Here is a 19,720-nt window from a genome sequence, read left to right as displayed (position 1 = left end):
TATACATAAGGGTTTTGCGGGTTTGTTTCCAGTTGTTTAGGAAGGTAGATTCTCTTTGTGAAAACTGGTTTGCCCCGCTTTTGCCCCGCTTTTGCCCCGCTTTTTCTAAAAAATAAATTCTTGCCCCACATAAGCTTCATATTTACTTTGTTCATTTTCTATTATTTTAGGTGTGACATGAGAATAAATATTAGAAGTAATTTCGATACTTTTATGACCCAATCTTTCTTGGATATATTTCATTTCTACTCCAGCTTCTAAAAGAAGAACAGCATGAGTATGTCTTAATCCATGAACTCCGATTTGAGGTAATTCTGCATTTTTTAGAATGCGATCTAAAACATTTTTCAATGTTGATTTTGGTATTGGTTTACCTGTAGTTGTAAATACAAAATCAAAAGTCTTATCATACCTAGCACCAAGTTTTAACTTGCACTCATTTTGATAAGTTTTAAATGTTTTCAGTACAGATACAAGTCTATCTGAAATAGTAATTGAACGCACAGAATCATAAGTTTTTGTTTTACCTATTAGGTCTTTACTATTCTTCTGTCCGATAGGAGTATATGCGTGATAATTTATAGTTCTATCGATGTGAATCATTTTGTTATCTAAATCAATATTTGTGTCCCACTCTAATGCTGTCGCTTCGCCTTTACGCATACCAGTCTCTACTAAGGTATAAATTAATACATAATATATCATTTTGTCTTTGTGAGCCGTATTCAATAATTTTGATACTTGTTCTTTTGTTAAGTAATTCTCTTTTTTCGAATGCTGGTTGAAGTGATCCGCAGCAATTAGAATTCTGTTTGTGAAATCTTTGTAGACCATTTCTAAATCTATAGCACGTTTTATTGAATTAGACATTGTAGAATGAATAATTTCTACTGTTCGTTTGGAGTAACCTTTGTTTATAAGATGATTGATAAATTTTTGGTATTCGATTTTATTCATATCAGCTAATTTGATATTTTGAAAATACGGGATGATGTGATTGTTAATATTGTTTTTATGGAGAATATAAGTACTTTGCCCCACTTTACCTTTTTTATAAGTCTCCAGCCACTCAATTAGATATTCACTTAATAGAGTTTTCTTGCTGTCAGCAGCCATTCCGTGAAATAATTGACGCTCTCTTTCATTAGCATGAAAGGTAGCTTCTTTTTTTGAATCAAATCCACCTTTACTTATTTCTCGTTTTTTACCAGTGGTTTTATCAACGTATCGGATTCGATATTCCCATTTTTTGCCCCGCTTTCTGAAAGTCGCCATCAAAAATCCTCCTTTATATCGTGTCATAATACTTGATGTGGGATATGTTACTGTCGAACTTAATTAGAATAATATCACGACAACCTAATTAATGTAAAAATAAAAAAGAAGAGAGAGCCTTATGCCCTCTCTTCTTTAAATTGTAAAAGAAAGAAAATTTTACAATTTGAAATTGGAAATGATTTCTTTTATGATGAAATCAAATTAAAGTATTTCTTTGTTGTTTTGCAACATTTTCACATACAATGAAACTTGTTTTGCGAAACGGCCTTGCTGACGTCCATCAAGTTCCTCATAGGCTCTTTGGATATCATTAAATAGTAATTCTAATAACGCATCTTCTTTTTTGTTCTCAAAATTAAGAAGTGCGTCAGTGGAGGTGTTAAAATAAGACGCAAGTACTTTTAAACTTTCAAGGTCAGGTTCATGACGATCAGTTTCCCAATTTTTGATTTGTCCGCGCGATAAACCTGTTCTTTCAGATAATTGTTCTTGCGTTAAATCGAAAGACTTTCGTAACCGTTTAATGTTTTGTCCGACTGTAGTTTTCATAGTTTGAGTATAATAATCGCCTTATTACTATACCATAATTGGTCGATATCCTGACTTTTAAATTTATTAATGGTATCTTTAAGGACTTTTAAAAAACATATAGACAAACGTTTGTTTGGTGGTAAAATATTCATATAGAGAATTCGTATGATTTTATGTGAAATGGCATATCCTATTCTGTCGAACATAAGAAACGTTGCTACATAACAGTTTTTCAAATTTCTCAATAATTTTCAGATAACAGTTCGACAGAATTTTGGAAAATTTGTGTTATTATGATAATAAAATACACGGAACGAAAAAAAGACTCACAGCGTGTGTAAGAGTGATTCGCCCCACTCTTACACCGTTCGCCCGACTCACGAGGGGAACATCTGCCATAAGTCTCTTTTCGGTTACTACACGAGTAACACTTACATTATAACATGCCGATATTACTAAATCATTACTATGGTCTGATTTTCCCATTGTTGAATTTGAGAAAAAGCGAAGCGTCTTTGTTCCAATTAGGAGGAGCAAAATGAAAAAGTTAATGAAACGTATAAAAAAACAATCTGATAAAATGGAGTTAACTTTTCCTGATATTGAAAGAAAAACCGGAGTAGATCGCGTAGTAATAACGGATGCGGTAAGTGGTAAAACTTCAGAAATGAAATTTGATAATTTTTTACCTGTAGTCTCTGTACTTTTTGAGAATATGGAGGAAAGAAAAGAGATTATTAATGAATTTATTATGTTATGTATGGGAGATTTAAACATCCGTAAAGCATTATGTTATTGCCAAGGAATTGGTGAGTACGAGACTATAGATAAAATTATAAAGAAACATAAAAATCATAAAAAATTACAAAAATACTTTAAAATTTATCAACTTTATAATTTTAGAAATACAAACAAAATTCGTGGACAAGCTATGATTGATAAAATGGATGAGATTTCATTTTCAAATGATTCGGAAATACAAGTTTTAGTAAATATGTTATATAGCTTTTCTATGTATGATATTTTTAATTATAGAGCAATGTTACCTTATACTGATAAGGTAGAAAAAAACCTTAACGAGTTAAACAAAGGATTTATAAAATCCTGTTTAGAGATGCATTACAATGACCGTATTGCTTATATTAATCTTTTTAATGAAGATGTGAAGGCTTGTCGAAAGAAATGCGAGGAAATATTGAATTCTGATATTGAAGTTCCAGTTATAAAAGCGACAGCGTTATGTTGCCTTGGTGAAAGTTTTTTATTCACAGACGTTCTTAAGGCTGAAAAATACTTGTTAGAAAGTGTAAAGTATTTAGATGACAACGGAATTTCTAAAAATGGCAGAAAGTATAGATCATTTCAATCTACATTAGCCTTTCTTTATATTGATAACGGATTTAATTTAGACAAAATAGACTTTACATGTATCGATTTATCCGAAATTGCATATTACGAGGGATTATATGGAGATAAGGAAAAAGCTTTGAAAATGTTTGAAGAACTATCTAAAGAAAGAAAATTTGTATCTCCGTTCATAATGTACTATATTTCCAGAATTAACAATGATATACTAGGATTAAAAGAAGCTCTTAAGCGTTTTGAGCGTGTTGGAAACTATCACTATGCTAATGCTGTGAAGCGTGTGTTAGCATCAATAGAAAAGAGAGTGGGATGAGGATGAAAAAAATTAGTATGGCAGTTTTATGTATTATGAGTGCATTTACTCTAACATTAAACGTAGGAGCAACAACTAAGGAAAGCAAAGAACAGCCGGTTAAAAATCAAGTGCAATATATGATGGTTGAGCCGGGTGGACATTGATAATTAAAAGAGAATAGTTAACAAAAAAGTTAGAGGTTGCGATTGCGCAGCCTCTTTCGTAATTTTAGGGGAATGTTGGTTTTTAGTTGAATAACAAAAAATCGACACCTATTTTTTACCAAAAATAAGGGGAGGAAATTTTTGTGATGAATAAAGGGGTAGAATTACAGGTTAAACAAATGATACAAGTATTACTAGGGAGCGAAAATGTAAATGCGGATGTAGTTTATATGTTAGATGAATTACATAAGCAAGGATTAGTGAATGAAATTGAATTACAATCATTCCAAAAGAAATTGCAACTAAAAAAAGGAATAGCATCTTGCTAATCCTTTTTCTTTATTTAAGCATTCTTTTGACAGCAACTTCTAATAAATCTTTAAGGCTTTCTACATCATCTTCAGATAATTCTTTTCCGTCCCAATGTAATTTTTGATTATCAAAGAAATCCTTAATATTAGAAGATGTTGTTTTATCTAGAGTTGGATCGTCAGTCTTACATAAAATATAATCAGTTGTTGTGTTATGCAAGTCAGCTAATTTACAAATCATTTCCGCGTCTGGTTTTCTATAATTAGTTTCGTATCCGCTATAAGTAGAGTCTCTTATTCCTAATTTGGAAGAAATATCTTTCATGGTCCATTTTTGTTTGTTCCTTAAATACTTTAAACGTTCCCCTATGTTCATATACAAAACCTCCCTATAAATAAAGATAACACTTCACGGAACAAAATCAATATTTTTTCGCGCTACGCGAATTTATTTTATTTCAAAAAAAATAAAAAAAGATATTTACTTATTCGCGAATCGCGAGTATACTGAAATCAAACGAAAGACATCGGAGGTAAACATGAAAAGAGAATGGTTAATCAAATTGCGTGAAAATAAAGGTCTTAAGCAATTTGAAATAGCTAATAAGCTAGATATTTCTTCTAACTATTATTGTGAAATTGAAAAAGGAAAGAAGAATCCTAGATGGAATATAGCTATGCGAATTGCGGAGTTCTTTGGTGTATCTGTGGATAATTTTTTTTATAATCCAACTCGCGTTACGAGAGTGGATGGAGAAACGGAGGCAAAAGAAAATGAATCATTTACCAATACTACAACATCCAATGAGTGAGTTTGTTTTTATAAAAAGAGATCAAGTAGTTACAGATAGTTTAACAATGGCTCAAATGTTTGGAAAAGAACATAAAAATGTAATTCGAGATATTGAGGTCCAGCTAGAAAAAATGAATGAGGCAAATGAAATTGAGTGGGGGCAGCTCAACTTTGAGCCTACCCAATACCAGCATTTTCAAAATAAACAATGGTATCCAAAGTTCAATCTTACAGAAGATGCATTTGCAATTGTTGCAATGAGCTACATAACGCCAGAGGCAATGAAAATGAAAATCAAGTTCTTACAAGAATTTAAACGAATGAAAGAACATATTCAGAAGTTACAGCAACAACCGAAAAGTGTTGAGGATGCCATTATCTACAGTATGACGGAACTAAAACAAATAAAATCACGACAAGATCATACAGAAGAAGAAATGAACAAAATGAAATTGCTAGTAGATAACGAACTATGGCTTACTGAGCAACATAAAGGGGCTGTGCAACGTAAAGTAAAACAACGTGTTTTTGAACTAAAAAAAGAAGGTTATGATAATGCGTCGTATCAAGGAATCTATGGTGCACTGAAAAGACATTTTGGTGTAGCTAAGTACGATAAAATCCCAAGGAAATATTATCAAAATGCTATGCGATTTATCGCAGGATGGTATCCGCTAGAAAGACCTAGTGCATTAGATGATTATATTTCTTAATAGATAAAATTAAAATTTTATAGAAAAGGAGACATGAAAATGATTAGTGTTCAAGTCGATGAAAAAGAAGTAAGAAATCTTTATCTTGCAAAAGTTGAAGAAGTAGTTAAAGAAATCGATGCGGAGTTAGTGTATTGGGACGCTAACGAGTTAAAAAGAAGAACTTGTATGGGATGGAATACCATACAAAAAACATTCTTTTTTGACCCTAGATTTCCAAAACACAAAGTAGGTGGTAAATGGTATTTCCCAGCTCAACAAGTAAAAGAGTTCTTGTTGCAATGGATATCTGAACAATAAGGAGGTGATCTAGTGGAAGATACAACATCATTAGTAGCATTCGCAATGTTTATCGCATTTAGTATATTGCTACTTTACTTTACATTACTTACGAACCGATAAAAAGTTGGGCTTGGAGTGACGTAAAACAAAATAAAAAGACCCACGGCAATGGGTCATTTAGAAAAAACAAGTTGTTATAAGTATATCACGGAAAGTAGGGAAATAGTACATGGATTTAATCGAATATCAAGTGCTATTACCTAATAAGTTTTGGGATTTAGCAAAAAGCAAAGATGAATTAAAACGAATGATTGAAAAGTACTTTAAGGTTGGGTATCCACATTATGAAATACAACGCATTATCCAAAGTGGACAAGCATATGTGGCAGTTTGTACGAGGAGGTAAAAATAATGGCAGAAGTTAAATGGATAAAGCTTTCAACAAGTATGTTTGAGGATGAAAAAATACGTTTAATTGAGAGCATGCCTGAAGCTGATACCTTATTAATTATATGGATTAGATTATTAGCGCAAGCCGGGAAAACAAATGCGAGTGGGTACATTTTTCTTAGTAAAAACATTCCTTATTCTGATGAAATGCTTGCAACTCTATTCAATAGACCAATCGCGACAGTAAGGTTGGCACTTCAAACTTTTCAGCAATTTGGAATGATTGAGATAACAGAGGATCAGTACATTTGCATTTCGAATTGGGAGAAACACCAAAACGTTGATGGATTAGAAAAAATCCGCGAGCAAAACCGATTACGCAAACAAAAACAGAGGGAAAAACTTAAATTGGAGATGTCACGTGACAGTCACGAGACAATCACGCAAAGTCACGCAACAGATATAGAAGAAGATAAAGAATTAGATAAAGAATTAGATAAAGAAAAAGAATTAGAAATAATTAATACATCTTCTTCTGACGAATCAGATACAAAAGTTCCAATTCCTTATCAAGAAATCTTAGAATACTTGAATGAAAAAGCGGAAAAGAACTTTAACCATAAAGCAGAAGCACATAGAAAACTAATCAGAGCCAGATGGAATGAAGGGTATACAGTTGATAATTTTAAAACCGTGATTAATAACAAAACATCACAATGGCTTGGAAAGTTTGATAAAGAAGGAAAACCTCTTGATCAGTATTTAAGACCAAGTACATTATTCGCTCAAAAACATTTTGATAATTATTTGAATGAAACGGTTAGCAAATCTCAATCAAATCAACAACAATACGGTAATCACATAGATATTCCAGGGTTTAAAGGAAACATGCCATTTTAACGAGGTGAACGGAAATGCAAAAAATGCAGAAATCATTTGAAAAGATAGCGGCATTAGAATTTGCAGATGAATATTGCGAAAGCCATACATTTAGTAAAGGTGGAAAAGTAACTGTAAAGCCAGTAAGAAAGATGATTGATAAAAATGATGGTTCAATTTATTGCCCGAGATGCAAAGTGGAGCAACAAGATTCAATCTTATTTCAACAAGCTAACAATTACTATAAGAAGATAAATAGGGAGCGGCAGAAGAATCTCCTTTTTAAACATAGTGTTATTGAAAATCAATCAATTACAGAATCAAGGCTAGAATCATACGAAACAGATTGCTTGGAAACTAAAGCAAATAAGAAAAAAGCTCTAGCGATTTTAGAGCGTATCAAAAAAGGTGAAACCTTAAATGTTTATATTGCAGGGATTCAAGGTGTGGGGAAAAGCCATTTAGCTTATGCGATGCTATACGAATTAGTAAGACACTATTGGACAATTTCTGATGGCGAAGCACTTAACGATGAATATGCATTTAAGGAAATGAAAAGTTGCTTGTTTGTAGAGATAGAGAAACTAATTCGTTTAATACAAGACTCATTTCGAAATAAGGAATCAAAATACACGATGGATTATTGTATTAGTTTGATGGTCGATGCGGATTTTCTGGTTATTGATGATTTAGGAGCTGAAAGTGGCTCTATGAATAGAAACGGAGAAGCGAGCGATTTTGTTCATAAAATACTTTACGGCGTTGCTAATGGGCGGCAAGGAGCGAACAAAACAACAATTACTACATCAAATTTATCAAGCAAACAGCTATTTCAAAAGTATGATCCGAAATTAGCGAGTAGGTTGTTAAATGGAGTATCAAAAGATGAAACAATCGTATTTAAAACAACGACAGATAAAAGGATTCTAAATTTAGATATTGGTTTCTAAGGAGGAATAAACATGTGTGTATTATGTCATGATACAGGAATTATTCGTAAAGAAACTTATCCGGGAGTAATTGAAACGCACGGTTGTAATTGTGAAGTAGCAAAGCAACAGCAAGCAGAAAATGAAAAACGTTGGCAAGCATGGTTAATAAAGTTCGAATTAATGAAACAAGAGCTACAACATAATAAACAGCAAAAAGTTAGCTAACAAGAAAAAGGAGGATTTCAGTCGTATGAAGCCTACGAAAGTTGAAATCGATGTTACGGATAATAAAATTTATGTGGTTAAAAATGGTGAGGTTACTCCGCTGAATCCTCCAGCAACTGGATTTGGAGAACAAATAATTACTTGGCAAGGCGGGAAAGTTGATCGTGTATCAACTACAATCACTGAAAAAATTAAATAACTGGGGATGCGATTATGAAGCAATTAACTATTGATGATGTTGTAGGTAGTTTCGACTACAATGCGATAAGTACCAGTGAAAAGTTTTTGAATCCAAGTTACGAAGTGCATTTTTACGATAAAGAGGAACGGCAAAAGATGGATTGTTTTGATGCTAAAAATGAAAACGAAGCTTGGAATGCAACAATAGAAGAGCATGGGAAAGGTATTCAGAAGATTAGGGTAACTCATTCAAATCGCACCAGAGCTGAATTTTTGGCGCTAGATTAGGAGGGGAAATTGATGGCTTTCAATCGATGGTTAACTGATGAGGAATATCAGCAAGCTGAATCAAACGGTATTAGTAGAAGGGTTCTTTACATGAGAATGTATAGATACGGTTGGGACTTACAAGAAGCATTGACTACACCGCCGAGAACATATTGGCATATGGGCGAAGGGAAAGAAAATAAGTGGTTGAAAATAGCGACGGAAAATGGAATTAATTCAAGTACTTTTTACAGCAGGGTAAATAATGGTTGGGACCCTAAAGACGCGGCAAGTATTCCGACGCGTAAACAAATTGATAGGAAGGAACTTGTTAAGATTGCTGAATCCAATGGCATAAGCGTAAGTACTTTCAGATCTAGATTGAGTTATGGATGGGAACCGATAAAAGCAGCTACAACACCAGCTAAGTCTAAAAATAAAAATATTAGTTAAGAGGAGTAGATGAAAATGAAAGTTATGGAAAACGGTGTATTGGAAGCAACGAAATTAATTAGTGAAGCAAGAAAAGAAGGTCAAGTTATAAAAGAGGCTACTGTTTTACAGATTGCAAGCATTTTATCAATCGGCGAATTAAACGATTATCAAGAAGCAACTTTACGCACTTGGAATAACAAAACTGATTTTGGAGGACGTGTTTCTAATGCGGCTTTAGGACTTACAGGGGAAGCTGGTGAAGTTGCTGATATTGTTAAAAAAGCAATTTATCATGGGCATGGTTTTCAACCATCGCATTGCCCAGGAGAAGAGGACGGAAATACTTATAAATTAGCCTTAGAGCTTGGTGACATTATGTATTATGTTTCGATTATGGCGCACGAACTGGGATATACGTTACAAGATATTGCTGAAATGAATATCGCAAAATTAGCTAAAAGATATCCGGATGGATTTAGCCGAGAAGCAAGTCAAGCGCGTGTTGATGTGGAGTAAGACCAAATTTGAATTTTGTACAGAAATGAGGGGGAGAAAAATGAAATACGCAAAGGTTAGCGGTAATAATGTGGTGATTAAATTGTCGATTGATATGCTAGTAGTCGCTTTTAATGATAATCCAAATAATTATGATGAAGAGATTAAGGTCAAATATAAAAGGAAATTTGCTGAAGGATTTGCTCAACACGTAAATGAGCATAGCAGTAATGGAGAAACAGGTTTAACGGTGTTCCAAGAGTGGATTGACCAAATCTTTGAAGAAATGATTGAAGGGGATTCATCTTATATTAAGTACCCTAAAGAAGAATTTTAGTAGAAATGAGGGATCAGTTATGGAAGAGCGGTATTCACGGAATGAAACAGGATTACTAATAGTAAGGTGGATTCCAGAGTATTGGTGCGACTATACAGGAGATAGCGGTGTTGATTATGAACCTATAGAGTTTTTATACATCCCGTGCAGATATAAAGGTTTTGGAAAAGGGATTTAAACAAAAGCATTATCTTGTCGGAAAGTGAGTGAGGTAAATGAAAAATAAATTAGAAGGCATTATGCGCTGTTCTCGATATGAATACGAACAACTTAATAGAAAAGTCAAAAAGTTAAAAGAAGAAAAAAATGAACTTTTAGAACAATTGGCATCATGTAGGGAGCATTTGCTCCCATTAATGGAAAATCACAATGACTATGAAGAATTACTTGCTTTGACTGTATCCGATCCATTACAAATATCATATTTGTGTGAGCGTGTAGCAGAAGAGTTTTATGCATTTAAATTATTACGTGATGCTAGTAAACGTCAGCTTCAGGGAATAGAAGTTGCAAAGCTGATTCTAAATTTATTCGAGGTAGGTAAGAAGTACAAGATAACAACGTTTGATAAGGATTTGGGACATACCGAGCAAAAGTGTTTTGTAAAAGAGAAAACGGAAGAGAGTTTATTGCTTGATATTTATGAACCGTTCGAAGCAAAAGGTTGTTGGATTCATTGGACAGAGTTAGATGCTGTAGAAGAAATTGAATAAAAGCGTTATTTTAATCGAAAAGGGGAATGAGAGATGGCTAGAAAACAAAAAAATAAAATCGTGAGAGTACAATTCAATGAAGGACATGTAAAGATGTTCGGTAATTCATATAAACCTTGGGAAATGCAGTTTGATGAATATTTATGGTTGTTAAAACAGGAAGGAAAACTTGATGATGTGGAACAGGTAACAGTTTCTGATAGCGAATGGATATCATTTGGTGGATTAAAATGGTGCTCGGAAGAAAGATTTCAACATTTGCTAAATCGTGAAGGGTGTCAGGATTCGGAACCAGATAATCCAAACCCTCGTCAGTATAAGCAAATGACATTCTATGAAGATATTAAAGTGACAAAAAAAGTACTCAAGGCAGTCGAAAACTACAAAAACAACATTTATTAATATTCGAACAAAATAGTTATTTGAAAGAAAAGAGTGAGAATATGGACGAACTAAATAAGATTGCTCATTTATTACCTTTTGAGGTACTTACAGATATAAAAAGTCGTTTAACTGATTGGATTGCAAGTGGTGGAAGCTGGGACGATCCTTATATAAAACAACAATTTAGATATGCCAAGAGAGTGGCAGAAAGAATGGAGGAAATGAAAAATGACAAACATTGAAAAAGCTAAAGAAATGTGGAAACAAGGTTCAATTGAAATAAATGCAGTTGATAAGAATGGTGAATCTTTAAAACAATATGATTCTGTAATAGCACATGATGGTTGCGAATGGAGAATTGGATGCATTACGTATAGCGTTATTGACGAAAACTTTGTAGCCCATTTTGAAGAGAGTTGGATTTCGTTTGAAGATTTGAATGAAGTTGAAAAATTAAATGATGTAATTGCTTATGAAGTGCTTGAGTGGGAAAAGGTAGGAACGCATTGGGGTAAAGACGGAAAAGCGTTTCATGATATGCCGATAGCGGATTTCGATGCGATTGATTATGCGGGAATTATCTTAGATAGGTTAAACGATCAAGATCATAAAGTAGAAATTAAAAATGAAAATGGTTCTTGGTGTGTGACTCTGCATGGAGAAGAATATATCGAAGAGAAATTTGGAATAGCAGTTTGCAAAGCTGTAGTAAATACGGTTAGGGAAAACTAAACAAAATTCTTATTTTGTAGAAAGGAAGAATGAATATGGCATCCGGTTGTATTTTAGGGGAATGTCCAATATGTGATGAATTAATTTTTGAAGATGAGATTGATTTTGACTAGTACAACAACATGGTTCATAGAAGGTGCCTTAATTTACGAAATAACAATAGCAAGACGATCCATCTCTTACACCAAGAAATACAAAGGCTTGAGAAAAGAATAAAAGAATTGGAAAAGCAGAATAAGAGCGGACAGATGACGCTATTTTAATAAAGTTATTATTTGATTGGAGGAGACAAAATGGGCTGGGAAAAAATAATTGAGCAAAAGGAAATGACAACAAAAGAAAAGTTACAACTGATATGTGACGCTAGTTTGGTACAAGCGAAATCCGTATTAGTTGAAGCGAACAGTTTTGCTTGGATGGTTCGAACTATTATGGAACTGAGTAAGGAGGAAGTTAAAAATGAAAGAGATTAAGTTCAAGGCTCATGATGGAGAAAAGTGGATTTTTAGTGAATGTGTATCAAGAGATGAAGAAGATGATTGGTGGATCTTAGATAACGAAAATGACAGTTGGCTTATGTGTACAGAACCAAAGCAGTGTACGGGTTTAATAGATAAGAACGGAAACGATATTTATCTTGGTGATTTTGTAAGGTGGATAAGAGTGATATATACGGATTGTAGTCGGGAAGAAATTGAAAGTACAGAAGTAATTGAAGGAACTATTGATTGGTTATATTCAGTTTTAACCCTTAGGACTGAGGAATTTGCTAGGTTATTGTTGCCACATTTAGTTGAAGATCAGAATGAGTTTGAAGTGATTGGAAATGGTTATGACAATCTAAAGACATTAAAAAACTAAACCAAATCTTTATTTTAGAGAAAGGAAGGATTCGAATGAAGGAAATTGAGGAATTAAAAGATCGTCTTAGAAATGAAATGGTAACTCGTATGGATGATTCGGATATAGTCGATATATTAACGGTTTTGCAAAGAGTGGAAGAAGAAATTGACGATTGGAAACAAAGTCATGATAAGGTTGCAAGGGTATTAGAGAAAAGCGAACGAGATCATAAAGAAACAATGGATTTGTTACATGATACCAGTAAAAAGGTGAGGGTAAAAACGAAAAACAAAATGGAAGGTGTCATACGGTGTTCCCAATACGAATGCGAGCAATTTAAAAGAAAAGTCAAAAAGTTAAAAGAAGAAAAGGATGAACTTTTAGAGCAATTGGCATCGTGTAGAGAGCGTTTGCTTCCGTTAATGGAAAATCACAATGATTATGAAGAATTGCTTGCTTTGACTGTATCCGATCCATTGCAAATATCATATTTGTGTGAACGTGTAGCAGCAGAGTTTAATGCATTGAATTAAATTCAAACAAAAACGCTATTTGGTATGTAAATGTAAGAGCACTTCGGGAAGTGCCCTTCTGTAATGACTATCCACTCTAAAAAGAAAGGATGCAATATATCATATGAAATTATGTAGGTTTAGTTGTGTGTATTTTGTATAAAAATTTCATTTTGTAGAAAAGAATGCATAAGAAAAAGCACCTTCGAACAGTGCTTTTTCCTGGAGTGTAATTTATGTCTCTGAAGATGAATCGTATCTTCAAAATAATATATGCTTTTTTAGAATTAAAGTTGCATGTACAAAAAAGAGCAGCTAGCAAAAGCTAACTACTCCATTACAAAAAGGTTCCGAGCTGCCAACACTGTTAAGAAAGCAGCTTATAGATAGTATGCACAAAGTTATGGTAATTATTCAAATGAATAAAGGACAGTTAGCAGAAACTAACTGTTCAACCCTTAAAGAAAGGGAGGAATTAATGGGTATATAAAAATTCCTCCAACTATAGTGTTAACGAAATATTGAGTTTTATTCAGGGGGTAGAGGGAAATGGTTCAAATTTGTCCGATGTGCAACAAGGAAACGGTTGATCCAAATAATGAAGAAATTGATGTGGATTTCTGTAATGAATGTGAAACGAAAATAATATTTGATGGTACAGGGCGTGAAGCTTGAAAAAATTTATTTCTTAACAAAATAATCCTTTTAATAGAAAGTGAGGTTAGGAGAATGAAAGCTTTGAAGAAAAGAAAAATTAGAAAAGCAATTGCTCGTCGTGCAAAAGATGTGGAGAATTATCAAGTCAATAAAGCTTGGAGAAACATTTTTGTACAAGCTGGTATTTTAAAGTGAAAGCAAACAGAATACAGTCCGGCTAGAAAACTAGAGGACGCCAATTCATTAAAGCAGTCATTAAAGCTGTTTTAGGAATAGGTGTCCTTTTTATTTTGAAAAGGGAGATGGGGAAATGAAGGTGTTAAAGGATCAGCTACGTGAGTGGAAAAAGCAATCAAAACAAGCAAAGAAGAAAAATAAGAAAAAGAGAAAAGAAAAATTAAGTACTCGTGACATTGAAGATTTAATGGGAATTCATGGCCCGCGTTACGAACGTAGACGCGGAGCATTAAGACAAAAATAATAATAATGGAGGAATTTAATATGAATAAACAATTATCATTTAAAATGCCAATCGTGGATGGAAAAAGAACAAAACAAGAAATTGAAAAAGTATTTAATGAGTATCGTACATACTTAGCAACAATGCCATGTGATATGCTGCCAAAAGTGACACCATCATATTCTATTGTTCCTCCAACAACTACAAACGAGTTTAATAGTTCAACTGAAAATATTGCAATTGAAAGAATTGAGTATGAACAAGAAAGAAATAAATTTATGAGTTGGTTGTATGATGCGGTGAATCGCCTAAGAGACGATGAACGTGAGGTAATCGTGAAATTTTATATGGAAGATGATATCGGATATGATCCGGATATCTGGATGGATTTAGGAATAGGTAAAACTAAGTATTATAAGTTAAAGGGACGCGCGATATTACGTTTAGCTTTCAATCTAAAGAAAGAGGTATTTCTAAAGACACGTAGACAAAAAGAGGGAAAAAGCGTATGAACATTGTACAGCCGATTCGAGATAAAGAAATAATACAAGAAATAAAGGAATTCTATAAGAAGCAGAATGAGAGGAATTATATTCTGTTTCTTCTTGGTATTAATACGGGCTTTAGGATATCGGATATATTGCGCTTACGTGTTCGTGATGTTGAAGGTTGGAATATTGTGATACGTGAAAAGAAAACAAGGAAGATTAAAGATGTAAAGATGCCTTCAGAACTGAAGAGAGCTATTAGGAATTATACAGAAGGAAAAGCTAAGAATGAATATCTGATTAAGAGTAGGAATGGAAAGAATAAACCAATTACTCGTGCGATGGCTTATGTAATATTAAATCAAGCGGCAGAAGAGTTTGGGTTGGAACGTATCGGTACTCATTCACTTAGAAAGACATATGGCTATCACCATTACAAACAATTTAAAGATGTAGTTGCCTTGCAAAAGATGTTAAATCATACAGATCAGAAAGAAACATTGAGATACATTGGAATGGAGCAAGATACATTAAATGATTACCAAAGGAAGTTTAGAATCTAGCTCCTTTATTTTTTTATCACTTATTGAATTAGCTTTAAACTGAAAGTGTCAAATTCATTTTTATAAAATGCGAAAGAGATTGGTATATCTAAGGTTAAACGGAATAGGTGAATTTAACACAATCCAGATTATAGCTAATTCATTTTCTAGGATTAAAGAACATATTTATTCAAAACTATGCGAAAAGAGGCTGAAAAACGATGGGAAAAAGCACACGAAGTAATGAGGGGTTAAATTGCGGTGTAGTCATTTATGATGAAGTGGAGCAGAATTTACGAGAAACATTGCGAACTAATATTGAAGCAAGACGAGAACATTTCACTCCAATTATTAACGGTGCAGGAAAGGGCATTCAATTAATAGGAGGTATTGATTGGAGTTCTGGTAAAGATTGGTCAGTCATAGTAAGAAATCCAAGATTGTTAACCGAAGAGAAAGAAAGAAAATAAAAAACGCGAACTATTCGTGAACTATCTGCGGACTATTTGCGAACGATTTACGGACACGTTTTGGTTTTTAACATGATATATTTGTATTGTGAGAAGTGGCGGAAAACACAACTCACTATGTTGTTCTTATATTTCTAAACGGTTCGTAATGACGGCACATAAAATCCGAAACCAGCAGATGGTACTGATTGGATGTTACCGTTAATAAGGAGAGCTTTTGCTCTTCTTTGAGCTAACAACATCCTAGGTAGACAGAATTAGGAGAACCTGATAAGTTTTCCGATGGTGTCTGTCGTGGTTGTTAGCTGAAAGCAGAATAAAACTTCACATACCGTAATTTAATTGTAAATAAATAATTGATCTTAAAACATCCATTCGGGTGTTTTTTATTTTGGAGGAGGGTGAATGATGAAAGGATATGTTTTATATAAATGTTTACATTGTGTTCATCAACAAAAATTAGAAGTAAAGAAAGAAGATTATTCAGAAGTAATTGTTTGTCCAAAGTGTAATGGAGCTTTTGTAGATGTGTACAAGATAAATAAATATAAAAAACAAAATGAAGAAACGAGATGTAAACATAAATGGGTTGATATGGAGGATGGAACGAACGATCAATTCTGTGTCAAATGTAGTGAAAAACAAAAACAAGCAATGGTGTTATCAGATATAGGGTTGAATTTAGCTGAGCATATTGCAGTTGGTATATGGCATCCGATAGTAAGAGAAAGTATAGCAATTAATTTATCTGGTTCGTTTCTTAGCGGGGATGTAGTAAAGGTAGCGGAAGAGTTTAATAAGTTGATGCACGAAAGAGTGAGAGCGTATGGGATTTAATAAGCTTGAAAAAGCAATGATTGTCGGAATAATCCTTAAAGCTCTTCGTAGTAAGAAGAAAATAAAGCAATATGTTAGATTAGAAAAGTTACCAGATGTAATAAAAGTGTTAGATGAATTGCAAATGGATACAACGTTTGAAGATAGAGAAGAAGCTTTAATAAGTTTAATCAATAAATTGATTGATGATTTGTTAGAGAAAGATAAGGGGTGAGGATAGATGCAATTCAGTAAACTTGAGATGGCAATTGTTATTGGCGCATTCCTTCAAGGGTATGATGAGGAAGTCCTTAATAACAAAGAAGATAGTCAATTATTAGAACAATTAGAGGTAGAGCTAGAAAATGTAGTTAATAATTCAACGCCGAACCAAATGAAAGAAGCTGCCGAAAGTGTAGTTAGTAAATTCATTCATGGGTTATTAGAAGAGAAGCAAATGGAGTGATAGATGTGAGGAATGAAGAACTTATCCAACTTATAAAAGAAGATAAGCTAATGAAGTTCTATAAGTCTAAAGAGTGGAGAGCTTTAAGGTTAAAAGCAATTGAGCGAGCTAAGAATGAATGTGAGCATTGCAAACAGGAAGGGAAAGTAACAACACGGGATACACTTGATGAACGTGGACGCAAGACAAAGATGGATGTGAATCATATCAAACCAGTTAAAACTCATCCACATCTTGCATTGGAATTAGATAACCTTGAATACATTTGTGTACGTCACCATAACATCGCTGATGGTAAGGATAAGATGATACGTAATAGTGAACCTAAGTTCGTCAATGAGGAGCGCTGGTAGCGATGATTATAGTTGATGGTAGTTGGACATTTGATACTGACTTAATGATTCAATACGCTGAGAAGGGCGAGCGCACGTCATATGAACGAGATATGCTTAATCAGTTCCGAAAGTATTCTTACTGGCGTTACTGCCAAATAAGAGACTGTGTGAACCCAAGAAAGTGCAAAAGACTTAAACTTAATGATGTTAGAGAAAGATTGGAAGAAGAGAATTTAATATTTACGACAGACATTCTAAAGATTTCTAATGAAGAAGTCTTTTTTATTTTGGATTTTATTGAAACTTACTTTGAATTAGTTTCTTAAACACCCCCCGGTCAAAAAGTTTGGCTTTTAGTAGGAGGACCATTCAACGGGAGGAGGAGATGGGAAAAAATTTTTTTTGAGATATCAAATTAAGAGGGGGGGTACATGTGCAAAAACTATCAAAGAAAGCACAAATCAAACAAGATTTATTACAACAATTGGAAAATGCTAATTTGAATGGTATGCACTATGTTGACCTTGTTGACGATTACATAACATTGTTCGATACGAAAAACAAATTAGCGAGAGAAATTAAAAAGAATGGACCAATGATTGAATGGCAGAATAGTGAAAGCCAAAGGGGAATGAAAGCTAATCCAGCTACGAAAGAATTTCGTGAAACCAATAAACGTATGACGGACTTATTAAAAGTACTTGGTTTAAAAGAACCTGTATACGATGGAAGTAATGATGACGATGATGTCTAAGCAATCGGTAACATATCATCCATATATCGATGAATATATGGGTATGGTAGAAAGTGGTCAAATCAAATCATGTAAAGAACAAAAATTATTAATGAAATATGTCCGAAAAATATTAAGCCGAGACGACATCTACTTCAATGCTAAAGCAGCAGAGGATTCTATTAATGTTCCCGCTAAATATTTTCCGTTTGAATTATTCCCATGGCAAAAGTTTCTAAATGCATTGATGTATGGCGTGCGCTTCAAAAAAGATGATCGTATTGTATTTGATGAAGTTTTAATATTAATGGGTCGTGGTGGCGGTAAAACAGGTTATATGGCATATGATTCTTTTTATATGATGACTGGACATCATGGTATTAATAATTACGATATTGATGTAGTTGCAACCAGTGAAGATCAAGCGAAGCGAACATTTACTGATGTATATAATGTTATAAATACGCCATCTTTTAAAGAGAAGTTTAAAAAAATCTTTAAATGGACATTAGAAGAAATTCAACATAAAAAAACAAATTCAGTGATGAATTATAATACTTCCAACTCTCGGACAAAAGACGGTAAACGTACTGGATGTGTAATTTTTGATGAGGCACATGAATACGAAAATTACGATAATATCAATGTTTATACAAGTGGTCAAGGTAAAGTAAGAGGTTCCCGAATCATTTATACCACAACAGATGGACACGTAAGAGGTGGGCCACTTGATGATTTAAAAGAAACAGCAAAATTAATTTTATCTGGTGAGATTGAAGATATTCATTTTTTACCATTCATTTGTAAGTTAGACAGTGAAGATGAGGTTGATGATCCGGCAAATTGGGAGAAAGCGAATCCTTCTTTACCATACAATGATGAGTTAAAGATAAAAATGAAACGGGAATATCAAAAGATGCAACGTAATTCGAAATTACGAGTCGAATTTATGACAAAGCGTATGAATATCCCGATTTCAAATATCTTAGAAACAGTTTGTACCTGGGATGAATTGGAGAGAACAAATCAATCTATACCAGATTTATCTGGATTTGAATGTATTGGTGCTGTGGATTTCGCGCAAGTACGAGATTTTTGTGGAATGGGTCTATTATTTAAAAAAGATAATAAACGATATTGGTTACATCATTCCTTTATTAATCAAGTTGCACTAGATATTCAAGATATAAATATGGATGTTATCCGAGAAGCGGAAGCAAAAGAATTGTGTACCATTATTCGAACTGAAAAATCTATTGATCCACACCGGGTTAAAAATTGGTTCTTAGAAATGGCTAAGAAATATAGAATCAAAAAGATTTGTATGGACTCGCATCGTGCAAGTGTATTAGGACCTGTACTGGAAGAAGCGGGTTTTGAAGTTGAAATTGTAAGAAGGGGACATATTACGCATTCAAAATTATCACCACTTGTTGATGATTTATTTATTAATGGAAAGTTAGTATTTGGTGATGACTTATTAATGCGTTGGTATGTATGGAACACTTTCAAGGATAATAAAAACAATGGGAATATCGAATATGCAAAGATTGATCCAGAGAAGCGGAAAACGGATGGTTTTCACGCTTTTTTACATGCTCTTAATTTAGATAGTGAATTGAAAGAATCCAACGCTTTAACAAAAGAGAATGTTAGAAAGATATTTAGATCATTTAATGTGTAAAAGGTGGTGAGAA

Annotated in this window: 39 protein-coding genes; 36 read left to right on the top strand and 3 right to left on the bottom strand. The window is 33.4% G+C overall.

Annotated features, from left to right (window positions below; all coding sequences use genetic code 11):
* Nucleotides 1-105 precede the first annotated feature (105 nt).
* Together RTP99_RS10695 and RTP99_RS10690 are read right to left on the bottom strand one after the other, a co-directional pair.
* On the bottom strand, nt 106-1,275 hold the full coding sequence (locus RTP99_RS10695) for a site-specific integrase (RefSeq protein WP_000190219.1): 1,170 nt from the start codon (nt 1,273-1,275) through the stop codon (nt 106-108).
* Between the two features lie 204 nt (nt 1,276-1,479).
* Nucleotides 1,480-1,827 carry a helix-turn-helix transcriptional regulator gene (locus RTP99_RS10690; RefSeq protein WP_000859168.1) on the bottom strand — a complete coding sequence of 116 codons (348 nt, stop codon included), beginning with the start codon at nt 1,825-1,827 and terminating at the stop codon, nt 1,480-1,482.
* Nucleotides 1,828-2,347: 520 nt separating this feature from the next.
* Between RTP99_RS10690 and RTP99_RS10685 the strand changes: the two genes are divergently transcribed.
* The 3 genes from RTP99_RS10685 to RTP99_RS10675 all read left to right on the top strand — a co-directional run bounded on the left by RTP99_RS10685 (nt 2,348) and on the right by RTP99_RS10675 (nt 3,962).
* The gene (locus RTP99_RS10685) at nt 2,348-3,487 is read left to right on the top strand and encodes an AimR family lysis-lysogeny pheromone receptor (protein WP_000735754.1); all 1,140 of its coding nucleotides are present in this window, start codon (nt 2,348-2,350) and stop codon (nt 3,485-3,487) included.
* Between the two features lie 2 nt (nt 3,488-3,489).
* Complete coding sequence (locus tag RTP99_RS10680) at nt 3,490-3,633, top strand: hypothetical protein (protein ID WP_176359160.1); 144 nt, start codon at nt 3,490-3,492, stop codon at nt 3,631-3,633.
* 146 nt (nt 3,634-3,779) lie between these two features.
* Nucleotides 3,780-3,962, top strand: a complete 183-nt coding sequence (locus RTP99_RS10675; protein ID WP_002092334.1) for a hypothetical protein — start codon at nt 3,780-3,782, stop codon at nt 3,960-3,962.
* A gap of 10 nt (nt 3,963-3,972) precedes the next feature.
* Here RTP99_RS10675 and RTP99_RS10670 read toward each other — a convergent pair whose 3' ends face one another.
* Entirely contained in the window at nt 3,973-4,320 is a 348-nt protein-coding gene (locus RTP99_RS10670; RefSeq protein WP_001020465.1) for a helix-turn-helix domain-containing protein, read from the bottom strand.
* Between the two features lie 163 nt (nt 4,321-4,483).
* On the opposite strand from RTP99_RS10670, the gene RTP99_RS10665 reads away from it, so the two are divergent.
* The 33 genes from RTP99_RS10665 (at nt 4,484) to RTP99_RS10505 (ending at nt 19,707) form a co-directional block, all read left to right on the top strand.
* Nucleotides 4,484-4,756: a helix-turn-helix transcriptional regulator gene (locus RTP99_RS10665; RefSeq protein ID WP_000818088.1), complete on the top strand. Its 273-nt coding sequence runs from the start codon at nt 4,484-4,486 to the stop codon at nt 4,754-4,756.
* Entirely contained in the window at nt 4,719-5,450 is a 732-nt protein-coding gene (locus RTP99_RS10660) for an ORF6C domain-containing protein (RefSeq protein ID WP_048532713.1), read from the top strand. The genes RTP99_RS10665 and RTP99_RS10660 overlap by 38 nt, the downstream gene beginning before the upstream one ends.
* Before the next feature lie 39 nt (nt 5,451-5,489).
* Complete coding sequence (locus tag RTP99_RS10655; protein WP_000626615.1) at nt 5,490-5,750, top strand: hypothetical protein; 261 nt, start codon at nt 5,490-5,492, stop codon at nt 5,748-5,750.
* Between the two features lie 211 nt (nt 5,751-5,961).
* Nucleotides 5,962-6,138 carry a hypothetical protein gene (locus tag RTP99_RS10650; protein ID WP_000364156.1) on the top strand — a complete coding sequence of 59 codons (177 nt, stop codon included), beginning with the start codon at nt 5,962-5,964 and terminating at the stop codon, nt 6,136-6,138.
* Between the two features lie 5 nt (nt 6,139-6,143).
* A complete protein-coding gene (locus tag RTP99_RS10645; RefSeq protein WP_000852575.1) occupies nt 6,144-7,022 on the top strand; it encodes a phage replisome organizer N-terminal domain-containing protein in 879 nt (292 codons plus the stop codon).
* Between the two features lie 14 nt (nt 7,023-7,036).
* Complete coding sequence (locus RTP99_RS10640; protein ID WP_048532709.1) at nt 7,037-7,951, top strand: P-loop NTPase family protein; 915 nt, start codon at nt 7,037-7,039, stop codon at nt 7,949-7,951.
* 12 nt (nt 7,952-7,963) lie between these two features.
* Nucleotides 7,964-8,158, top strand: a complete 195-nt coding sequence (locus RTP99_RS10635) for a hypothetical protein (RefSeq protein ID WP_000337978.1) — start codon at nt 7,964-7,966, stop codon at nt 8,156-8,158.
* Between the two features lie 25 nt (nt 8,159-8,183).
* Entirely contained in the window at nt 8,184-8,357 is a 174-nt protein-coding gene (locus tag RTP99_RS10630) for a DUF3954 domain-containing protein (RefSeq protein WP_000805172.1), read from the top strand.
* Between the two features lie 14 nt (nt 8,358-8,371).
* Complete coding sequence (locus tag RTP99_RS10625; protein ID WP_048532707.1) at nt 8,372-8,626, top strand: hypothetical protein; 255 nt, start codon at nt 8,372-8,374, stop codon at nt 8,624-8,626.
* A 12-nt stretch (nt 8,627-8,638) separates the two neighbouring features.
* Nucleotides 8,639-9,058, top strand: a complete 420-nt coding sequence (locus RTP99_RS10620) for a hypothetical protein (RefSeq protein WP_048532705.1) — start codon at nt 8,639-8,641, stop codon at nt 9,056-9,058.
* 15 nt (nt 9,059-9,073) lie between these two features.
* Entirely contained in the window at nt 9,074-9,556 is a 483-nt protein-coding gene (locus RTP99_RS10615) for a nucleoside triphosphate pyrophosphohydrolase family protein (RefSeq protein ID WP_046648282.1), read from the top strand.
* A 40-nt stretch (nt 9,557-9,596) separates the two neighbouring features.
* Nucleotides 9,597-9,872: a hypothetical protein gene (locus RTP99_RS10610; RefSeq protein WP_312365612.1), complete on the top strand. Its 276-nt coding sequence runs from the start codon at nt 9,597-9,599 to the stop codon at nt 9,870-9,872.
* Between the two features lie 19 nt (nt 9,873-9,891).
* Nucleotides 9,892-10,050 carry a hypothetical protein gene (locus RTP99_RS10605; RefSeq protein WP_312365610.1) on the top strand — a complete coding sequence of 53 codons (159 nt, stop codon included), beginning with the start codon at nt 9,892-9,894 and terminating at the stop codon, nt 10,048-10,050.
* A 37-nt stretch (nt 10,051-10,087) separates the two neighbouring features.
* Nucleotides 10,088-10,585: a hypothetical protein gene (locus RTP99_RS10600; protein ID WP_312365608.1), complete on the top strand. Its 498-nt coding sequence runs from the start codon at nt 10,088-10,090 to the stop codon at nt 10,583-10,585.
* Between the two features lie 33 nt (nt 10,586-10,618).
* Nucleotides 10,619-10,987, top strand: a complete 369-nt coding sequence (locus RTP99_RS10595; RefSeq protein ID WP_046648240.1) for a hypothetical protein — start codon at nt 10,619-10,621, stop codon at nt 10,985-10,987.
* A gap of 41 nt (nt 10,988-11,028) precedes the next feature.
* Nucleotides 11,029-11,211: a DUF6877 family protein gene (locus RTP99_RS10590; protein WP_048533100.1), complete on the top strand. Its 183-nt coding sequence runs from the start codon at nt 11,029-11,031 to the stop codon at nt 11,209-11,211.
* Complete coding sequence (locus RTP99_RS10585) at nt 11,198-11,701, top strand: BC1872 family protein (RefSeq protein ID WP_046648236.1); 504 nt, start codon at nt 11,198-11,200, stop codon at nt 11,699-11,701. Before RTP99_RS10590 ends, RTP99_RS10585 begins: the two co-directional genes overlap by 14 nt.
* Before the next feature lie 293 nt (nt 11,702-11,994).
* Entirely contained in the window at nt 11,995-12,174 is a 180-nt protein-coding gene (locus tag RTP99_RS10580) for a hypothetical protein (RefSeq protein WP_046648233.1), read from the top strand.
* Nucleotides 12,161-12,562 (top strand): YopX family protein, encoded by a 402-nt coding sequence (locus tag RTP99_RS10575; RefSeq protein ID WP_046648231.1) that lies wholly within the window; start codon nt 12,161-12,163, stop codon nt 12,560-12,562. The genes RTP99_RS10580 and RTP99_RS10575 overlap by 14 nt, the downstream gene beginning before the upstream one ends.
* Before the next feature lie 35 nt (nt 12,563-12,597).
* Complete coding sequence (locus RTP99_RS10570; protein ID WP_239694356.1) at nt 12,598-13,077, top strand: hypothetical protein; 480 nt, start codon at nt 12,598-12,600, stop codon at nt 13,075-13,077.
* 528 nt (nt 13,078-13,605) lie between these two features.
* Nucleotides 13,606-13,731, top strand: coding sequence for a hypothetical protein (locus RTP99_RS10565; RefSeq protein WP_257147407.1), 126 nt, complete (start codon nt 13,606-13,608; stop codon nt 13,729-13,731).
* A gap of 54 nt (nt 13,732-13,785) precedes the next feature.
* Entirely contained in the window at nt 13,786-13,908 is a 123-nt protein-coding gene (locus RTP99_RS10560; RefSeq protein ID WP_046648223.1) for a DUF3983 domain-containing protein, read from the top strand.
* A 115-nt stretch (nt 13,909-14,023) separates the two neighbouring features.
* Entirely contained in the window at nt 14,024-14,194 is a 171-nt protein-coding gene (locus RTP99_RS10555; protein WP_046648221.1) for a hypothetical protein, read from the top strand.
* 20 nt (nt 14,195-14,214) lie between these two features.
* Nucleotides 14,215-14,685, top strand: coding sequence for an ArpU family phage packaging/lysis transcriptional regulator (locus RTP99_RS10550; protein ID WP_046648219.1), 471 nt, complete (start codon nt 14,215-14,217; stop codon nt 14,683-14,685).
* A complete protein-coding gene (locus tag RTP99_RS10545) occupies nt 14,682-15,224 on the top strand; it encodes a tyrosine-type recombinase/integrase (RefSeq protein WP_046648217.1) in 543 nt (180 codons plus the stop codon). The genes RTP99_RS10550 and RTP99_RS10545 overlap by 4 nt, the downstream gene beginning before the upstream one ends.
* A gap of 200 nt (nt 15,225-15,424) precedes the next feature.
* On the top strand, nt 15,425-15,673 hold the full coding sequence (locus RTP99_RS10540) for a hypothetical protein (RefSeq protein WP_046648215.1): 249 nt from the start codon (nt 15,425-15,427) through the stop codon (nt 15,671-15,673).
* A gap of 405 nt (nt 15,674-16,078) precedes the next feature.
* The gene (locus RTP99_RS10535) at nt 16,079-16,510 is read left to right on the top strand and encodes a hypothetical protein (protein WP_046648214.1); all 432 of its coding nucleotides are present in this window, start codon (nt 16,079-16,081) and stop codon (nt 16,508-16,510) included.
* Nucleotides 16,500-16,724, top strand: a complete 225-nt coding sequence (locus RTP99_RS10530) for a hypothetical protein (protein ID WP_046648212.1) — start codon at nt 16,500-16,502, stop codon at nt 16,722-16,724. Before RTP99_RS10535 ends, RTP99_RS10530 begins: the two co-directional genes overlap by 11 nt.
* Nucleotides 16,725-16,730: 6 nt before the next feature.
* On the top strand, nt 16,731-16,955 hold the full coding sequence (locus tag RTP99_RS10525; protein WP_046648210.1) for a hypothetical protein: 225 nt from the start codon (nt 16,731-16,733) through the stop codon (nt 16,953-16,955).
* A gap of 5 nt (nt 16,956-16,960) precedes the next feature.
* Nucleotides 16,961-17,308: an HNH endonuclease gene (locus RTP99_RS10520; RefSeq protein ID WP_048533106.1), complete on the top strand. Its 348-nt coding sequence runs from the start codon at nt 16,961-16,963 to the stop codon at nt 17,306-17,308.
* 2 nt (nt 17,309-17,310) lie between these two features.
* Complete coding sequence (locus RTP99_RS10515; protein ID WP_046648208.1) at nt 17,311-17,616, top strand: hypothetical protein; 306 nt, start codon at nt 17,311-17,313, stop codon at nt 17,614-17,616.
* A gap of 107 nt (nt 17,617-17,723) precedes the next feature.
* The gene (locus RTP99_RS10510) at nt 17,724-18,044 is read left to right on the top strand and encodes a P27 family phage terminase small subunit (RefSeq protein ID WP_046648206.1); all 321 of its coding nucleotides are present in this window, start codon (nt 17,724-17,726) and stop codon (nt 18,042-18,044) included.
* A complete protein-coding gene (locus tag RTP99_RS10505; protein ID WP_225990979.1) occupies nt 18,028-19,707 on the top strand; it encodes a terminase TerL endonuclease subunit in 1,680 nt (559 codons plus the stop codon). Before RTP99_RS10510 ends, RTP99_RS10505 begins: the two co-directional genes overlap by 17 nt.
* Nucleotides 19,708-19,720 lie beyond the last annotated feature (13 nt).

The sequence above is a fragment of the Bacillus sp. (in: firmicutes) genome, from assembly GCF_031983925.1.
Classification (GTDB): domain Bacteria; phylum Bacillota; class Bacilli; order Bacillales; family Bacillaceae_G; genus Bacillus_A; species Bacillus_A pacificus.
The sequence above is the reverse complement of the archived record's forward strand: the minus strand, read 5'-3'. Positions and strand labels throughout refer to the sequence as shown.

Coding starts and splice junctions, on each gene's coding strand:
- RTP99_RS10695 (WP_000190219.1), bottom strand. CDS start 1,275: ATGGCGACTTTCAGAAAGCGGGGCAAAAAATGGGAATATCGAATCCGA.
- RTP99_RS10690 (WP_000859168.1), bottom strand. CDS start 1,827: ATGAAAACTACAGTCGGACAAAACATTAAACGGTTACGAAAGTCTTTC.
- RTP99_RS10685 (WP_000735754.1), top strand. CDS start 2,348: ATGAAAAAGTTAATGAAACGTATAAAAAAACAATCTGATAAAATGGAG.
- RTP99_RS10680 (WP_176359160.1), top strand. CDS start 3,490: ATGAAAAAAATTAGTATGGCAGTTTTATGTATTATGAGTGCATTTACT.
- RTP99_RS10675 (WP_002092334.1), top strand. CDS start 3,780: ATGAATAAAGGGGTAGAATTACAGGTTAAACAAATGATACAAGTATTA.
- RTP99_RS10670 (WP_001020465.1), bottom strand. CDS start 4,320: ATGAACATAGGGGAACGTTTAAAGTATTTAAGGAACAAACAAAAATGG.
- RTP99_RS10665 (WP_000818088.1), top strand. CDS start 4,484: ATGAAAAGAGAATGGTTAATCAAATTGCGTGAAAATAAAGGTCTTAAG.
- RTP99_RS10660 (WP_048532713.1), top strand. CDS start 4,719: ATGAATCATTTACCAATACTACAACATCCAATGAGTGAGTTTGTTTTT.
- RTP99_RS10655 (WP_000626615.1), top strand. CDS start 5,490: ATGATTAGTGTTCAAGTCGATGAAAAAGAAGTAAGAAATCTTTATCTT.
- RTP99_RS10650 (WP_000364156.1), top strand. CDS start 5,962: ATGGATTTAATCGAATATCAAGTGCTATTACCTAATAAGTTTTGGGAT.
- RTP99_RS10645 (WP_000852575.1), top strand. CDS start 6,144: ATGGCAGAAGTTAAATGGATAAAGCTTTCAACAAGTATGTTTGAGGAT.
- RTP99_RS10640 (WP_048532709.1), top strand. CDS start 7,037: ATGCAAAAAATGCAGAAATCATTTGAAAAGATAGCGGCATTAGAATTT.
- RTP99_RS10635 (WP_000337978.1), top strand. CDS start 7,964: ATGTGTGTATTATGTCATGATACAGGAATTATTCGTAAAGAAACTTAT.
- RTP99_RS10630 (WP_000805172.1), top strand. CDS start 8,184: ATGAAGCCTACGAAAGTTGAAATCGATGTTACGGATAATAAAATTTAT.
- RTP99_RS10625 (WP_048532707.1), top strand. CDS start 8,372: ATGAAGCAATTAACTATTGATGATGTTGTAGGTAGTTTCGACTACAAT.
- RTP99_RS10620 (WP_048532705.1), top strand. CDS start 8,639: ATGGCTTTCAATCGATGGTTAACTGATGAGGAATATCAGCAAGCTGAA.
- RTP99_RS10615 (WP_046648282.1), top strand. CDS start 9,074: ATGAAAGTTATGGAAAACGGTGTATTGGAAGCAACGAAATTAATTAGT.
- RTP99_RS10610 (WP_312365612.1), top strand. CDS start 9,597: ATGAAATACGCAAAGGTTAGCGGTAATAATGTGGTGATTAAATTGTCG.
- RTP99_RS10605 (WP_312365610.1), top strand. CDS start 9,892: ATGGAAGAGCGGTATTCACGGAATGAAACAGGATTACTAATAGTAAGG.
- RTP99_RS10600 (WP_312365608.1), top strand. CDS start 10,088: ATGAAAAATAAATTAGAAGGCATTATGCGCTGTTCTCGATATGAATAC.
- RTP99_RS10595 (WP_046648240.1), top strand. CDS start 10,619: ATGGCTAGAAAACAAAAAAATAAAATCGTGAGAGTACAATTCAATGAA.
- RTP99_RS10590 (WP_048533100.1), top strand. CDS start 11,029: ATGGACGAACTAAATAAGATTGCTCATTTATTACCTTTTGAGGTACTT.
- RTP99_RS10585 (WP_046648236.1), top strand. CDS start 11,198: ATGACAAACATTGAAAAAGCTAAAGAAATGTGGAAACAAGGTTCAATT.
- RTP99_RS10580 (WP_046648233.1), top strand. CDS start 11,995: ATGGGCTGGGAAAAAATAATTGAGCAAAAGGAAATGACAACAAAAGAA.
- RTP99_RS10575 (WP_046648231.1), top strand. CDS start 12,161: ATGAAAGAGATTAAGTTCAAGGCTCATGATGGAGAAAAGTGGATTTTT.
- RTP99_RS10570 (WP_239694356.1), top strand. CDS start 12,598: ATGAAGGAAATTGAGGAATTAAAAGATCGTCTTAGAAATGAAATGGTA.
- RTP99_RS10565 (WP_257147407.1), top strand. CDS start 13,606: ATGGTTCAAATTTGTCCGATGTGCAACAAGGAAACGGTTGATCCAAAT.
- RTP99_RS10560 (WP_046648223.1), top strand. CDS start 13,786: ATGAAAGCTTTGAAGAAAAGAAAAATTAGAAAAGCAATTGCTCGTCGT.
- RTP99_RS10555 (WP_046648221.1), top strand. CDS start 14,024: ATGAAGGTGTTAAAGGATCAGCTACGTGAGTGGAAAAAGCAATCAAAA.
- RTP99_RS10550 (WP_046648219.1), top strand. CDS start 14,215: ATGAATAAACAATTATCATTTAAAATGCCAATCGTGGATGGAAAAAGA.
- RTP99_RS10545 (WP_046648217.1), top strand. CDS start 14,682: ATGAACATTGTACAGCCGATTCGAGATAAAGAAATAATACAAGAAATA.
- RTP99_RS10540 (WP_046648215.1), top strand. CDS start 15,425: ATGGGAAAAAGCACACGAAGTAATGAGGGGTTAAATTGCGGTGTAGTC.
- RTP99_RS10535 (WP_046648214.1), top strand. CDS start 16,079: ATGATGAAAGGATATGTTTTATATAAATGTTTACATTGTGTTCATCAA.
- RTP99_RS10530 (WP_046648212.1), top strand. CDS start 16,500: ATGGGATTTAATAAGCTTGAAAAAGCAATGATTGTCGGAATAATCCTT.
- RTP99_RS10525 (WP_046648210.1), top strand. CDS start 16,731: ATGCAATTCAGTAAACTTGAGATGGCAATTGTTATTGGCGCATTCCTT.
- RTP99_RS10515 (WP_046648208.1), top strand. CDS start 17,311: ATGATTATAGTTGATGGTAGTTGGACATTTGATACTGACTTAATGATT.
- RTP99_RS10505 (WP_225990979.1), top strand. CDS start 18,028: ATGACGATGATGTCTAAGCAATCGGTAACATATCATCCATATATCGAT.